Source organism: Pseudophaeobacter flagellatus, from assembly GCF_021228235.1.
Classification (GTDB): Bacteria; Pseudomonadota; Alphaproteobacteria; order Rhodobacterales; family Rhodobacteraceae; genus Pseudophaeobacter; species Pseudophaeobacter flagellatus.
On record NZ_JAJQRG010000001.1, the window covers coordinates 191,944 to 207,443 of the forward strand.

11 protein-coding genes are annotated in these 15,500 nt (G+C 59.8%); 7 read left to right on the top strand and 4 right to left on the bottom strand.

The window, feature by feature from the left end:
- From ftsA to LRK71_RS00935, 7 genes are all read left to right on the top strand, one after another.
- Nucleotides 1–1,335, top strand: a complete 1,335-nt coding sequence (gene ftsA / locus LRK71_RS00905; protein ID WP_232400427.1) for a cell division protein FtsA — start codon at nt 1–3, stop codon at nt 1,333–1,335.
- Between the two features lie 371 nt (nt 1,336–1,706).
- Nucleotides 1,707–3,416 carry a cell division protein FtsZ gene (gene ftsZ / locus LRK71_RS00910; protein WP_232400428.1) on the top strand — a complete coding sequence of 570 codons (1,710 nt, stop codon included), beginning with the start codon at nt 1,707–1,709 and terminating at the stop codon, nt 3,414–3,416.
- Nucleotides 3,417–3,626: 210 nt separating this feature from the next.
- On the top strand, nt 3,627–4,562 hold the full coding sequence (gene lpxC / locus LRK71_RS00915; RefSeq protein ID WP_232400429.1) for a UDP-3-O-acyl-N-acetylglucosamine deacetylase: 936 nt from the start codon (nt 3,627–3,629) through the stop codon (nt 4,560–4,562).
- Nucleotides 4,563–4,875: 313 nt separating this feature from the next.
- On the top strand, nt 4,876–5,724 hold the full coding sequence (locus LRK71_RS00920) for an outer membrane protein assembly factor BamD (protein WP_232400431.1): 849 nt from the start codon (nt 4,876–4,878) through the stop codon (nt 5,722–5,724).
- Nucleotides 5,725–5,758: 34 nt separating this feature from the next.
- Nucleotides 5,759–7,405: a DNA repair protein RecN gene (gene recN, locus LRK71_RS00925; RefSeq protein WP_232400432.1), complete on the top strand. Its 1,647-nt coding sequence runs from the start codon at nt 5,759–5,761 to the stop codon at nt 7,403–7,405.
- A 140-nt stretch (nt 7,406–7,545) separates the two neighbouring features.
- The gene (locus LRK71_RS00930; protein ID WP_232400435.1) at nt 7,546–9,228 is read left to right on the top strand and encodes a chloride channel protein; all 1,683 of its coding nucleotides are present in this window, start codon (nt 7,546–7,548) and stop codon (nt 9,226–9,228) included.
- A gap of 243 nt (nt 9,229–9,471) precedes the next feature.
- Entirely contained in the window at nt 9,472–9,660 is a 189-nt protein-coding gene (locus tag LRK71_RS00935; protein ID WP_232400437.1) for a hypothetical protein, read from the top strand.
- Between the two features lie 358 nt (nt 9,661–10,018).
- On the opposite strand, the gene LRK71_RS00940 is transcribed toward LRK71_RS00935, so the two are convergent.
- The 4 genes from LRK71_RS00940 to cobS form a co-directional block, all read right to left on the bottom strand.
- Nucleotides 10,019–10,360, bottom strand: coding sequence for a DUF427 domain-containing protein (locus tag LRK71_RS00940; protein WP_232400438.1), 342 nt, complete (start codon nt 10,358–10,360; stop codon nt 10,019–10,021).
- 63 nt (nt 10,361–10,423) lie between these two features.
- The gene (locus tag LRK71_RS00945) at nt 10,424–12,214 is read right to left on the bottom strand and encodes an aminopeptidase P family protein (protein ID WP_232400439.1); all 1,791 of its coding nucleotides are present in this window, start codon (nt 12,212–12,214) and stop codon (nt 10,424–10,426) included.
- Nucleotides 12,215–12,372: 158 nt separating this feature from the next.
- Nucleotides 12,373–14,250 carry a cobaltochelatase subunit CobT gene (cobT, locus tag LRK71_RS00950; RefSeq protein ID WP_232400440.1) on the bottom strand — a complete coding sequence of 626 codons (1,878 nt, stop codon included), beginning with the start codon at nt 14,248–14,250 and terminating at the stop codon, nt 12,373–12,375.
- A gap of 166 nt (nt 14,251–14,416) precedes the next feature.
- Nucleotides 14,417–15,403: a cobaltochelatase subunit CobS gene (gene cobS / locus LRK71_RS00955; protein ID WP_232400441.1), complete on the bottom strand. Its 987-nt coding sequence runs from the start codon at nt 15,401–15,403 to the stop codon at nt 14,417–14,419.
- Nucleotides 15,404–15,500: the final 97 nt, after the last annotated feature.

Sequence of the window (15,500 nt, forward strand, 5' to 3'; positions counted from 1 at the left end):
ATGACGGATCTTTATCAGTCCCAGCGGGCGATGCGGCAGATGCGCCGACAGGCGCTGCAGCGCGGTGTTGTGGCGATTTTGGATATTGGCAGCTCAAAAATTGCCTGTCTGGTCCTGCGCTTTGATGGCACCAACCGGCTGAGCGAGGATAACTCCATCGGCTCTCTGGCCGGGCAGTCGGGGTTCCGGGTGATTGGCGCGGCGACCACTCGGTCGCGCGGGGTGCAATTTGGCGAAATCACCGCCATGCAGGAAACCGAACGCGCCATCCGTACCGCCGTACAGGCGGCGCAAAAGATGGCCGGGCTGCGGGTTGACCACGTTATCGCCAGCTTTTCCGGTGCCAATCCGCGCTCTTACGGACTGGATGCCAAGCTGGATCTTGATGGGCAGGAGGTTTCAGAGTCGGAAATCGCCCAGGTTCTGGCGGCCTGCGAGGTGCCGGAATATGGTGCCGGGCGTGAGGTGCTGCATGCGCAGCCGGTGAATTTTGCGCTCGACAATCGCAGCGGTCTGGAAGATCCACGTGGCCAGTTGGGCCAGACCCTGGCGGTGGATATGCATATGCTTACCGTCGACACTGGCACGGTGCAGAATCTGGTGCGCTGCGTTCAACGCTGCGATCTTGAGCTGGCGGGAATTGCATCTTCTGCCTATGCGTCGGGCTATGCGGCCCTGGTGGAAGATGAACAGGAACTGGGGGCCGCCTGCATCGATATGGGCGGCGGGTCCACCTCGATTTCGATCTTTATGAAGAAACACATGATCTATGCCGATGCGGTGCGCATGGGCGGCGATCACATCACCAGCGATATCTCGATGGGGCTGGGCGTGCCGATGGCCAATGCCGAGCGGATCAAGACCTTTTGTGGCGGGGTGCATGCCACCGGGGTCGATGATCGCGACATGATCGATATCGGTGGGGATACCGGCGATTGGGAACATGATCGGCGCAGCGTCAGCCGGGCGGAATTGATTGGCATCATGCGGCCACGGGTTGAGGAAATCCTCGAAGAGGTGCGCACGCGCCTGGATGCGGCCGGGTTTGAATATCTGCCCAGCCAACAGATCGTGCTGACCGGCGGCTCTAGCCAGATCCTGGGTCTTGATGGGCTGGCAACGCGCATTCTGGGGCAGCAGGTGCGGCTGGGGCGTCCGCTGCGGGTACACGGCCTGCCGCAATCGGCGACTGGCCCTGGCTTTGCCGCTGCGGTTGGGCTTAGCCTCTTTGCTGCGCATCCCCAGGACGAATGGTGGGATTTTGAAACGCCGGTTGATCGCAATTCCGGCCGCACTTTCAGCCGCGCTGTGCGCTGGTTCAAGGACAATTGGTAGGGCAGTGAAAAAAATATCCCCAGCCTGTGGAAAACTTGAAGCGTCTGGGTGACAGGGCCGAAAAAACCGGCTAACAAAGATTTAACTGTCGCAAAAGCGACATAGGCATAACGAGCAGTGTGCAGCCATAACTTTCAAGGTTTCGCCCCTGGCATTTTGCCGGGGCGCTGCGCCTGTTGTGGTGGGTGAATCAAATTCCACCAAATCTGCCGGGATGAGCGAAATTTTGCGGATTTCACCCAGTATGATAGCCATATTTTGTGGTGGTTTTCGTTTTTTAGGATGACGAGACTCTGCCATCACGGTATGATTGAGGCGGATTTAGACAGGAATAGCCCTTGCGGGAGGGCTTATAGATAGGCGGAAAGAGCATGACATTGAACCTTTCGATGCCCGGGCAGGAAGAACTGAGCCCTAAAATCACCGTGTTCGGTGTTGGTGGTGCAGGTGGTAACGCGGTCAACAATATGATCGCCAAAGAATTGGAAGGCGTCGACTTTGTTGTCGCCAATACCGATGCGCAAGCGCTGCAGCAGAATGCCGCCAAAAGCCGCATCCAGTTGGGGGTGAAAGTCACCGAAGGGCTTGGCGCTGGCGCGCGGCCTTCTGTTGGCTCTGCCTCGGCAGAAGAAAGTATCGAGCAGATCGTTGATCACCTGGCCGGGGCGCATATGTGCTTCATCACGGCCGGGATGGGCGGAGGCACCGGGACAGGTGCGGCCCCGATCATCGCGCAGGCCGCAAGAGAGCTGGGCGTTCTGACGGTTGGTGTTGTTACCAAGCCGTTCCAGTTTGAAGGCAACAAACGGATGAAGCAGGCCGAAGAGGGTGTCGAAGCCCTGCAAAAGGTCGTGGATACGCTGATCATCATTCCAAACCAGAACCTGTTTCGCCTGGCCAATGAAAAGACCACCTTCACCGAGGCCTTCTCGATGGCGGATGACGTGCTGTATCAGGGCGTCAAAGGTGTCACCGATCTGATGGTTCGTCCTGGCCTGATCAACCTCGACTTTGCCGATGTGCGCGCCGTAATGGACGAAATGGGCAAGGCGATGATGGGCACCGGCGAGGCTGAGGGCGAAGATCGCGCGGTTCAGGCCGCCGAAAAAGCCATTGCCAATCCGCTGCTGGACGAAATCAGCCTGCGCGGCGCCAAGGGTGTTCTCATCAATATCACCGGCGCGCATGATCTTACGCTGTTTGAACTGGATGAAGCTGCCAACCGGATCCGCGAAGAGGTGGACCCAGAGGCAAATATTATCGTTGGTTCAACGCTTGATACGGCGATGGAAGGCAAGATGCGGGTTTCTGTTGTTGCAACAGGCATTGATGCCACCGACGTCATGACCGAAATTCCGGTCCCGCGTCGGCCGATGTCAGCGCCGCTGAAAAAATCTGTCAGCGTTGAAGATGCGCGCCCGGCACCGCTAGAGCTGAGCACTCCGGTGGAACAGCCACAGGTTGCAATCGCAGAAGCCGCGCCTGCACCGCAGGAGCCATCGCTTTTTGAAGGCATGGAAGGGCAGCACGCCGCCCAGGCCCCTGTGGAAGAGGTCTTTGAACAGGTAGAGGATCTGGGCCAGGATGGTCTGCCACAGCCGGCCTATCAGCCACAGCCCGCCTATCAGCCACAGGCCCCGGCAGCTCATGCACAGCCAGAGGCCTCTTTTGTGGCCCCCAAGGCCCCCGCGCCAGGAACACCTTCTGCCGATGCAATCGTGCGTTTGCAGGCGGCCGCCGCGCGGGCCCAGCAGGGGCAGCAATCCGCGCCGGTACAGCAGCAACCGGCATCTCAGCCGCAGATGCAGCAGCGTCCAATGGCCGCCCCCGGTGGGCACCATGCAGAGGCGCAGTCTGAACAGCGCCGGTTTGGCCTGAATTCGCTGATCCACCGGATGACCGGCAGTGCCGCCGAGGGGCAGGCTGCCAAACCGCAGCCCGTGCGCCAGCAACCCCCCATGCAGCAGCATGCCGTTGCGCCACAGCAGCAGGCCGCGCCGCAGCCGATGCAGCAGCACGAGCCCGACGCAGAGCAAGAACGGATCGAAATTCCCGCGTTCCTGCGCCGCCAAGCAAATTAATCTTTCACTAATCAAGATTAAGAGGCCGCCTTCGGGTGGCCTTTTTTGCTTTTGATACAGTGACTTGTATATGTCTAAGCAGTGTTTTGCCGATCTGTTACAGGGATGTTTCAATCCGTTACAAAGATTGAGTTGTGGCTTTTTCGTGAAATCCTTACCTGTTCAGTCAACACGGTGCCAGTCGCCGGACATGGTCAGTAGGAGCACAAGGTGCAGAATACGCTTAAAGCATCGGTGACATTTGAAGGGGTTGGTCTGCATTCAGGTCGATCCGCTCGTCTGGTGATCAAACCGGCCGCTGCCGACCATGGCATCGTTTTCAAACGCACTGACATTGCTTTGGGCAATCGTATTGTTCCGGCTCTTTGGGATCATGTGGAACGCACTGCGCTGTGCACCCGCCTAGTCAATGGCGCTGGTGTCAGCATCTCCACTGTGGAACATCTGATGGCGGCCCTGGCGGGCTGCGGCGTGCACAATGCGCTGATCGAACTGGATGGCCCTGAAGTGCCGATCCTTGATGGGTCTTCCGCGCAGTTTGTGCGCGGGATCATGGGGCAGGGCATTCGCCGCCTGACAAAACCCGTGACCGCCATCGAAGTGCTGAAGCCGGTCACGGTTGAAAAGGATGGCGCCACTGCCACCCTGGTTCCCTGTGATCGCCTGATGATTGAATTTCACATCGACTTTGCAGAGCAGGCCATTGGCCGTCAAAGCCGCGCCTTGGACCTGCGCAACGGTGCCTTTGTGCGCGAACTTTGCGACAGCCGCACCTTCTGCCGTCGCGCCGATGTCGAGGCCATGCAGGCAAATGGCTTGGCCCTGGGGGGTGTACCGGGTGAAAACGCTATCGTCTTTGATGGCAGCCGGGTTGAAAGCGGCGAAGGCCTGCGTCACTCGGATGAGCCGGTGCGCCACAAGATGCTGGATGCGCTTGGCGATCTGGCGCTGGCCGGTGGGCCATTGCTGGGGCATTATACAGGTGATCGGGCCGGCCACGCGCTCACCAACACTCTGCTGCGGGCGCTCTTTGCGACGCCTGGGGCCGTGCGCCGCGTTGAATGCGATGTGGCGATGGCATCCCGCCTGCCGGGCCAGGGCCTGGTGCGCTCTGAAATCCCCAGCCTCAGCCGTCGGGTCGCCTGATACATCCCAGTGTGATTTTTCCAGTGTGATTTTTGTTGGCCACGGCGTCCTGGATCCATTTATCAGTCGTCTAAAGCTGCACTCTTACTTTGCTTACCTCTCTGCCTATGGCCCCGTTTCGGCGGGGCTTTTGCCTGTTCTGCTCTCGGCAGGTGGCTGTTGCACGCTTGTCAGGCTTGACCCTGCCAAACATTCTCTGCCAAGTGGGGGCGAAGTGGGTGAAAGGCGTTTTGCACGCCGGATGAATGTGCTAAACGGGGCAGAACCGGGGCGCATGACACCCGACAGTCAAAGACGGTGAGGTTTAGGCAATATGATCGGCATCAAGGCAGGAGCCAAAATCATCGGCGCGGCTCTTTTGATGGCAGCACTTTCTGGATGTGGTGGGGACGGTGGCGCCTCTGAACAGGCAGTGCCGTTGGAAACCTACACCCCCCAGCAGATTTTTGAGCGCGGTGAATTTGAGCTGGCCCGCAATCGCACCGAGGATGCCGCCTACTATTTCTCTGAAATTGAGCGGCTCTATCCCTATTCGGAATATGCCAAACAGGCCCTGATCATGCAGGCCTTTGCCAATCACCGCTCCAAAGACTACGAAGGCAGCCGGTCTGCGGCTCAGCGTTATATTGATTTCTACCCCACCGATGAAGATGCGGCCTATGCGCAGTATCTTCTTGCGCTCAGCTATTATGACCAGATTGACGAAGTCGGCCGTGACCAGGGGCTGACATTTCAGGCACTGCAAGCGCTGCGCACCGTAATCGAGGTCTATCCCGATAGCGAGTATGCCACTTCGGCCATTCTGAAGTTTGACCTGGCCTTTGATCACCTTGCCGGCAAGGAAATGGAAATCGGCCGCTATTACCTGCGCCGGGGCCATTATACATCGGCGATCAGCCGATTCCGCGTGGTGGTCGAGGATTTCCAGACCACAAGCCATACCGCCGAAGCGCTGCATCGCCTAGTAGAGGCCTATCTGTCGCTGGGCTTGACCGAAGAGGCACAGACCGCTGGCGCCATTCTTGGCCACAACTACCAATCGAGCGAATGGTATGAAGACAGCTATAAACTGCTGACATCACAGGGGCTCAAGCTTAAAGATCGTGGCAATAACTGGCTGAGCCAGATCTACCGCCAGTCGATCAAAGGGCGCTGGCTGTAACTTTCCAGACGACGGAACAGGCGATAAATCGGCTATGCTGCGCGCACTTGATATTCGTGATCTGCTGATCATCGACCACCTTGAACTGGCGTTTCAGCCGGGGCTGAATGTGCTCACCGGGGAAACCGGCGCGGGCAAGTCGATCCTGCTGGATTCTCTGGGCTTTGTGCTTGGTTGGCGCGGGCGTGCCGATCTGGTGCGTCAGGGTGCGGCCCAGGGCGAGGTGATCGCTGAATTCGACCTTGCTCCGGATCATCCTGCCCATGCCATTCTGGACGAGGCCGGGCTGCCCGGTGGGGCGGAATTGGTGCTGCGCCGGATTAATACCGCTGAGGGGCGCAAGACGGCCTGGGTCAATGATCGGCGCTGTTCTGGTGAGGTGTTGCGGCGCCTGTCTGAAACTCTGGTAGAGCTGCACGGCCAGCATGATGATCGCGGGCTTTTGAACCCGCGCGGCCACCGAACATTGCTGGATGCCTTTGCCGCAGCTGGCGATCTGCTGGCGCAGACGCGCCGGGCTTGGCGGGCGCTGGCCAAGGCGCAGCAGCGGGTGCAATCGACGCGCGACGCGTTGGATGCTGTACGGGCCGAAGAAGAATTCCTGCGCCATGCGGTGGCCGAGCTAGATAAGCTTAACCCCGAGGCTGGCGAGGATGAAGCACTTGATGAACGCCGCCGCCAGATGCAGCAGGCCGAGCGGATCCGGGGGGATATCGCCCGGGCCCATGCCTTGCTGAGTGACGGCGCCGAGGCCTCTTTGGGAGAGGCGCAGCGCTGGCTGGAAGGGGTGGAACGGGCCGAGGAAACCGGGCTGAATGCACCGCTGAGCGCGCTGAGCCGCGCCATGGTCGAGTTGGGCGAGGCTCAGGATGGGGTGACACGCATTCTCGAGGGGTTGGACTTCAACCCCGGCGATCTGGAAGACTGCGAAGCGCGCCTGTTCGAAATTCGGGCGCTGGCGCGCAAATATGCGGTGCAGCCGGATGATCTGGCCGCGCATGCGGATGTCCTGCGCGGCAAACTGGCCGATCTGGATGCCGGCGATCGCGATCTGGCCGATCAAGAGGCGTCGCTGCGTCTGGCCGAAGCCGATTATCAGGCCGCCGCCGAGGCCTTGAGCGCTGCGCGTCTGGCCTCAGCAGATGCGCTGGATCAGGCGGTGATGGCAGAGCTGGCACCGCTGAAGATGGAGCGCGCCGTTTTCAAGACCAATGTAGAGCCCGCCGAACCCGGCCCCGATGGTCAGGACGCGGTGGCCTTTACCGTGGCGACCAATCCTGGGGCGCCTTCTGGGCCGTTGAACAAGATTGCCTCGGGCGGAGAGCTAAGCCGGTTTTTGCTGGCGCTGAAAGTCTGCCTGCGTGGCAGTGATCAAAGCAAGACACTGATTTTTGACGAAATTGATCGCGGCGTCGGCGGCGCGACCGCAGATGCGGTGGGGCGTCGGCTAAAATCCCTGGCCGGGTCAGGCCAGGTGCTGGTGGTGACTCATTCGCCGCAGGTCGCGGCCCAGGGCGGTTTTCACTGGCGGGTGCAAAAACGGGTTGAGGCAGGCAGCACCCTCTCCGAAGTCGTACCGCTGGACGCGGGTGAGCGCGTGGACGAAATTGCCCGAATGGTTTCGGGCGATACCATCACACCAGAAGCCCGCGCCGCGGCCCGCGCGCTATTGGCTAGCTAAATTTGGATTCCCAGGGTGCTGGGGGTACTGGCACAGCGGGGCCAGAAAAACCTGGGCTATGGTGAAATCCCAATTAAATATTTACGATATCAGCCATATTTTGAACTAATCCGCGCATATATCAGCCCCTACAGGTTCCCATGCCCCAGCAGTCAGGCCTTTCTGTCACGTCCGTTATTGCCCAGGGCCGGTCTGCGGCGCGTGATCTGTGGCGGGTTCTGCTGCACCGAGGCCCCAGCCAGTTTCAGTTCTGGGTGATCGCGCTGCTGATCGGGATCGGTGCGGGCTTTGCCGCGCTGCTGTTTCGCAAGGGAATTTCCGCCCTGCAGGCCTGGGTCTATGGCGCGGATGACGTGAAATACCTGCATAGTTTTGCCGCCGATCTTCCCTGGTACTGGCTGGTGCTGATTGCAGGTGTCGGCGGGCTGGTGGTAGGGCTGCTGTTGGATCGCTTTACCCCCGATGGTCGGGTGCGATCCGTTGCGGATGTGATTGAAGGCGCTGCCCTGAACGAGGGTCGGCTTGAGGCGCGCTCTGGCCTGGCCTCGGCAGTGGCGTCGTTTCTGACGCTGTCAACGGGCGGTTCCACTGGGCGAGAAGGGCCCGTGGTTCATCTGGCCGGGGTGATGTCAAGCTGGGTTAGTGACAAGATCCGCGCTGATGGTATCACTGGGCGTGACCTGCTGGGCTGCGCTGTGGCGGCGGCAGTATCTGCCAGTTTCAATGCACCAATCGCAGGGGCGCTTTTTGCGCTAGAGGTGGTGTTGCGTCATTTTGCCGTGCATGCTTTTGCGCCGATTGTGATTGCCTCGGTAGCGGGCACCGTGATCAACCGCCTTGCCTATGGCGATGTGGCGGAATTTTCGATGACGACCCCGGGGGCCTTGCAGTTCTATGTGGAATTGCCGGCCTTTCTGATGCTGGGGGTGATTTGTGGGCTGGTTGCTGTCGTGCTGATGCGGGCGATCTTTTTTGCCGATCATGTCGGCGATGTGGTGCAACAGCGGCTGCGCATCCCGCGCTGGCTGCGCCCGGCAATTTCCGGCCTGATGCTGGGCTGCATTGCCATCTGGTATCCGCATATCATTGGTGTGGGCTATGAGACCACCGAACTGGCGCTGACAGGCGGGCTGGTGCTGTCACAGGCGCTGATCTTTGTTGTGGCCAAAACCGTCGCCGTGGCAATCACCATGGGCGGCCGGATGGGCGGCGGCGTGTTTTCTCCCTCTTTGATGATTGGCGCCATCACCGGCCTTGCCTTTGGGCTGGTGGCCACCTCTTTCCTGCCGGATGTGTCTGGCACCCATACGCTCTATGCTTTTGCGGGAATGGGCGCGGTGGCGGCAGCCGTGTTGGGCGCACCGATTTCCACCACCCTAATCGTGTTTGAATTGACTGGGGATTGGCAGATTGGTCTGGCGGTGATGGTGGCAGTGTCGATTTCCACCGCTCTGGCCTCGCGGTTGGTGGATCGCTCCTTCTTTCTGACCCAGCTGGAGAAGCGCAATGTGCACTGTGCGGCAGGGCCGCAGGCCTATCTGTTGACGATGCTGAGAGTCGGCGCGGTGATGCGCCCGCTAGAGGATCCGCGCGCCCCCAGCCTGGAGGCTTGCGAGGCGCTATGCGAACAGGACCTCTGCCTGCGGGTTGATGCCACGCTGGAGGCGGCGCTGCCGCTCTTTGATCGCTCTGATCAGCCGTTTCTACCGGTCATAGGCGTGGATGACGGCGACAAGAGCATACTGGGGGCAATCTACCATGTAGATGCGTTGAAATCTTATAATCGCGCTTTGATTGCGGTCGCTGCCGAAGAGCATAGTTAGCAGAGCATTGACCTGTGCATGGCGTTGTAGAATCAGTTTTTGATCGTGCCGGGTACCCCAAAAAAACCGGCTGACACGGCGGGGAGTCAATGGGAAAGAGGCGCAATCTGTTGCAAATCCCCATCATTTTTTCGCTATCTGCTTCACAAATAGGTTAATTTTTACTTTCTATTGATTAACCGCTTCAACTAACGGAATCTGGCAGAACGGTAATAAAAGTTACAAAAGTGCGGAAGGAACAATATGCGTACTTTAGAAAACGGCCCAGAAGAGGCCGCTCAAGACCGTGTTGTAGGCGAGCGGGAAAAAGAAAAGGCTTCTTTGGAAGCACTGATTGATTACACGATCCAATGCGCGCTAGAGACCAATGTCTTTAGCTCTGATGATCGGTTGGAGGATATGCGGCGTAATCTGTGCCGCGCTGTTCTCTAATTCTTTAGTAGGGTTTCCGCGCGTCGGTGTGCAAAGGATGTGCACAGGGCTGCCGGTTTTAACGAGTGAACCATATCAAAATATTTGGCTAGGGTTCTGTCGGGTGCAACTATTGCACCCGAAGCTAAGAGCCGTCGCCCTATGTGCGGCTGTCAGGTGCCAGTTTGGTGCCAGGCTAAGCTTGTGCTGCTCGTTTCCTGACGGCAATTGGGACTATAGTGGGGCTGGGCTGCATCGCTGTGGCATCGGCTGGCGTGGCGATGATCACCCAGCTGTTTTGCCCGCAGAAGGACGCGCTGTTGTCGGGCCGAAGGGCGGCAACCGGACTGCCAGGCATTGCCCGGCAGCCATCGCGGCCTCAGATCTGTTCTACTTTGACGGATTCGCCGGTGTGAAAGGCAAGATAGCCTTTGATCTCCGCGAGCGCCTCATTCGGAGCTTCATAGCTCCAGACCACATTTTCCGTGACCGAGGATTTATTGACGATCGAATAATAGGTCGCATCGCCCTTTCGTGGGCAATGGGTGGTCTTTTTGCTGGGGTCAAGAAAGGCAACGGCGATGTCTTCGCGGGGGAAGTATATCACTGGCGCATGGCCCTCTTCGTCCAGTTCCAGCGCACGGGTGCTTTCACCAAGCACCGCACCACCAGAACGAACAACCCAGGTGCCTCCTGCTTTGCGAATACGGATTGTGCTCATAGTCTTCCCCCTGATTGCGTCTCTTGGCATATTTGTATGCCCTAAAAATGTAACAAGCTGATATCAGATTGGCCGGGTGACGTCATCCAGCCAAGCGCGTGCATCTTCACTAACGTAGGGGCGCAGTTTTTCTGCGGTTTCACGGTGATAGGCGTTGATCCAGTCGCGTTCTGTCGCAGTCAGCATGTCGAGGCAGATTAGCCGACGGTCGATTGGGGCATAGGTCAGCCCGCGCCAACTCAGCATCTCGCGATCCGGGTCAGCGCCGTCCAGCGCCGAGGCCGGTTCGACCACCAGCAGGTTTTCGATGCGAATACCAAACGCCCCTTCGCGGTAATAGCCGGGTTCATTCGATAGGATCATCCCCACTTCCAGCGGTACGGTAGAAATCCGGCTCAAGCGTTGCGGGCCTTCGTGCACGCTGAGATAGGCACCAACGCCATGGCCCAGCCCATGATTGAAATCCTGCCCGGCCAGCCAGAGCGGCATTCGGCCGATGGCTTCAATATCGCGGCCTGCCAGCCCCTTTGGCCAGCGCAGGCGCGAGATGGCGATCATCCCTTGCAGCACCCGTGTAAAGGCGGCGCTTTCCTCGTTACCAGGCGTGCCAATGGCGATGGTGCGGGTGATATCGGTGGTGCCGTCCAGATATTGCCCGCCACTGTCGAGCACCAGTAGATGGCCCTCTTCCAGGCGGCTGTTGGTCTCTTCGGTGACCCGGTAGTGCATCACCGCACCGTTTTCACCGGTGCCGGAAATGGTTTCAAAGCTGATGTCGCGCAGAGCAGGGTCACGGCGGCGCTGCTCTTCCAGGCGTTTGGCAACCTCGATCTCGGTCACCGTGCCGCTTGGCTGGGCATCCAGCCAGGCGAGCAGTTCTACCACGGCGGCCCCATCGCGCAGGTGGGCGGCAGCGGAGCCGGCGATCTCAGCGGCATTCTTGCGGGCCTTGGGCAGGGCGCAGGGGTCGCCCGCACCAACCAGATGATCCCCAAGCGCATCTGCCACGATCTGTGGCAGGCTGGTGGCATCGGCACTGACCATACCGTCAAGCGCCTGAACCGCGTCGAGAAAGTCGCGGGGCGGGTGGCAGGCGACGCTGTCGGGCAGGTGATCGGTGATTTGATGCAGCTTTTCAGTTGCCATGAACAAATCAACCCGCGCATCGTTATGTAGAATGGCAAAGCCATGTGCCACCGGGTTGCGGGGAATGTCGCCACCGCGAATATTCAGCAGCCACATGATGCTGTCGGGTAGGGTGATCACGGCAGCGCTGTGACCGGCGGCGCGCAGATCCGCTGCCAGCCGGGTGCATTTGTCAGCCGCGGCTTCGCCTGCATAGCTCAGCGCATGGGGCAGGGCAGGCTGTAGCGGCGGCGCGGGTTGGTCCTGCCAGATCCTGTCAACAAGGTTGTCGCACTGCACGAGTTCGATCCCGGTTCCTGCCAGGTCTTGCACCAGGCGAGAGATCTGGTCGCTGGCGTGTAGCCAGGCATCATAGCCGACCTTGCCGCCCTGTGGCAGCTGCTCTTTCAACCAGCTGGCAAGGGATACCTCGGGCCAGGGTACCGGGGTGAAATCCGCGGCGACCTGACGTTTGACCTGGGTGCGGTAGCGGCCATCAATAAAAACGCCGGCTATGGTATCGAGCACGGCGCAGAACCCGGCTGACCCGGTAAACCCCGTCAGCCAGCTGAGCCGTTCGTCACGCGGGGCGACATATTCGCCTTGATGGGCATCGGCACGGGGGACAAGAAAACCGTTCAATCCATCACGGGACAGCTCTGCGCGCAGGGCTTGCAGGCGGGGAGGCCCCTGTTCGGGGCGCGCGGTGACGTCAAAATTCTGAAACATGGCGGTCTCCTCGACGGTTTTATCTGGGCTCAGGCTGGGCGGGCGTTGGTACAGAACGCCGGGGGCCTGCCAAATGCGGCAGGCCCGGGATTAGGTTTCACGCCAACAGCAACCCCAGCCGACAGGGCAGGCCGCTGTTGGCGGATGTTTTGCAGGGGCTAGCCGACGTTGCGCATGCCCATGACCCGCGCGCGGGCGCGGGGGTCGCTGTCAAACAGCGCGGCAAGCTGTTCGGTCATGGCGCCGGCCAGCTGTTCAACATCGGTGATCGTGACCGCGCGGTCATAATAGCGGGTCACATCATGGCCAATACCAATCGCCAGCAGCTCTACCTGTTTGCGCTTTTCCACCATGGCGATCACATCGCGCAGATGCTTTTCCAGATAGTTGGCCGGGTTCACCGACAGGGTGCTGTCATCAACGGGCGCGCCATCGGAAATCACCATCAGGATCTTGCGGGCCTCTTGGCGGCCCAGCATCCGGCGGTGGGCCCATTCCAGCGCCTCGCCGTCGATGTTTTCCTTCAGCAGGCCTTCTTTCATCATCAGTCCCAGATTGGGGCGCACCCGGCGCCAGGGGCTGTCGGCGGACTTATAGATGATGTGGCGCAGATCATTCAGGCGCCCCGGCATCTGCGGCCGCCCGTCATTGAGCCAGGCCTCGCGGGCCAGCCCGCCCTTCCAGGCGCGGGTGGTAAAGCCGAGAATCTCGACCTTGACGTTGCAACGTTCCAAAGTGCGGGCCAGAACATCGGCGCAGATCGCGGCGATGGAAATGGGCCGTCCCCGCATCGAACCGGAGTTGTCCAGCAGCAGCGTCACCACGGTATCGCGGAATTCGGTGTCTTTTTCGCGCTTGAAGGACAGGGGCGTTGTCGGGTTGGCAATCACCCGCGCCAGACGCCCGGCATCCAGAATGCCTTCTTCCAGGTCAAATTCCCATGACCGGTTTTGCTGGGCCTGCAGGCGGCGCTGCAATTTGTTCGCCAGACGCGACACGGCACCTTTCAGCGGTTCCAGTTGCTGGTCAAGATAGGCGCGCAGGCGCTCTAGTTCGGCCGGTTCCGCCAGATCTTCGGCAGCGATTTCTTCGTCATTGGTGTCGAGAAACACCTTGTAATCCGGGTCCGCCTCTGACGCGGCGGGTGGCGGAGGTGGGTCCAGCGGTGCCTCACCGTCGGGCATTTCGGTTTCTTCCGTCAGCTCTTCCTCGGCCATCTCATCCATAGAGACCTGGGCCTGGCTTTCGTCTTGCTGCTGTTCCTGGGCCTGTTCGGCGTCGGCTTCGGATTGCTCGTCGTCGGAATCGTCTTCGCCGTTGCTATCGGGGTCGGGCTGCTCTTCGGCGTCGTCCTCGGCCTCGTCATCCTGATTGTCGTCCAGTTCATCCGGGTCATCGCCCAGCTGGTCGCCATAGCCAAGGTCAGCAATGATCTTACGGGCGAATTTGGCAAATTCGGACTGATCGGCGATCTTGTCGTCAAGATTTTCGAGTGTTTCCCCGGCCTGAGCTTCAATAAAGCCGCGCCACAGCTCCATCACATTGTCGGCGCCCTCGGGCAGGGGGCGGCCAGTGGCCAAATGGCGCACCAGGTAGCCTGCCGAGGCCGCCAGTGGTGCCTCGGATGAGCTTTTCATCTGGTCATAGCCGCGCCGGATGGCTTCGTTGCGGATCTTGACGTCGATATTGCTGGCGGTACCGGGCATATGCCGCGCGCCCATGGCCTCGCAACGCGCGGTTTCCATTGCCTCATAAAGGTCGCGCGCCATTTCCCCCTGGGGGGTATATTTTGCGTGGGTGGCATCGTCGTGGAATTTGCGACGCAGCGCCAGCGCATCGGCGGTGCCGCGTGCCAGCAGCACCTCTTCGCGGGTCATGCGGCGGCTGACCTGCGGCAGGCGCATATTGTCACCGGACACGCCCGAGGGGTCAACGGTGTAGGAAACGCTCAGCTCCGGATCATCGGCCATGACTTTGGTGGCCTCGGCCAGGGCTTTTTTGAACGGATCAGCGGGATTGTCGTTTTGTTTTCTCATGGTCGCACCTTGTCCCTGATGAGCATCCCCCCTCTTTTGGCGAAAGTCCAGTCGAGCGGCAGCGAAAAGGGCAGCACCCGATCCGGCGGGGAGGAAGCGAAGCGCCCGCCCCGTGGGGGACGGGATGGGCGCTGCCCGGCCTTGCGGCCAGGCGGCACGTCACAAATTAGCCCAGCGAAACGCTGGCTGCGCTTTCGGGCAGCTCTTCGTCAAAGCAACGCTGGTAGAACTCAGCCACCGTCTGGCGCTCCAGCTCGTCACATTTGTTCAAGAATGACAGACGGAAAGCATAGCCCACGTCGCGGAAAATCTCTGCGTTTTGCGCCCAGTTGATCACGGTTCGGGGCGACATCACCGTCGACAGATCACCGTTCATGAATGCGGTCCGGGTCAGGTCGGCCACGGTGACCATCTGGCTGATGTTCTTGCGGCCCTTGTCGGTGTTGTAATGTGGTGCCTTGGACAGCACGATGGCTGTTTCGGCATCATGGCTGAGATAGTTCAGCGTTGCCACCAGCGACCAGCGGTCCATCTGGGCCTGGTTGATCTGCTGGGTGCCATGGTACAGGCCCGTGGTATCGCCCAAGCCAACGGTGTTGGCGGTTGCAAACAGGCGGAAGTAGGGGTTCGGGGTGATGATCTCGTTCTGGTCCAGCAGTGTCAGCTTGCCGTCATGTTCCAGTACTCGCTGGATTACAAACATCACGTCGGCGCGGCCGGCATCATATTCATCAAACACAATCGCAACCGGGTTGCGCAGGGCCCAGGGCAGAATGCCTTCGTGGAATTCGGTGACCTGCTTACCATCTCGCAGCTTGATCGCATCCTTGCCGATCAGGTCGATCCGGCTGATATGGCTGTCGAGGTTTACCCGAACAGAGGGCCAGTTCAGCCGGGCGGCGACCTGTTCGATATGGGTCGATTTGCCTGTGCCGTGGTAGCCTTGGATCATCACCCGGCGATTGTGCGAAAAGCCCGCCAGAATGGCCATGGTGGTGTCGGGATCAAATTTGTAGGTGTTGTCGATGGCTGGTACACGGTCCGATCCGTCGGCAAAGCCCTTGATAGTCATGTCGGTGTCGATGCCAAAGACATCGCGGACCGAAATAGTATCGGTCGGTTTTGTATTCATATCCAGCATGCCATCGGTCATCGTCGTCGATCCTTGTTCCTCTCCCGCGGCTGCGGGGCCAATCCGGGGGATTGGTGCCTGATCTTGCGATGAAGGGCAAGGGGCAGAGTAGGTGGGA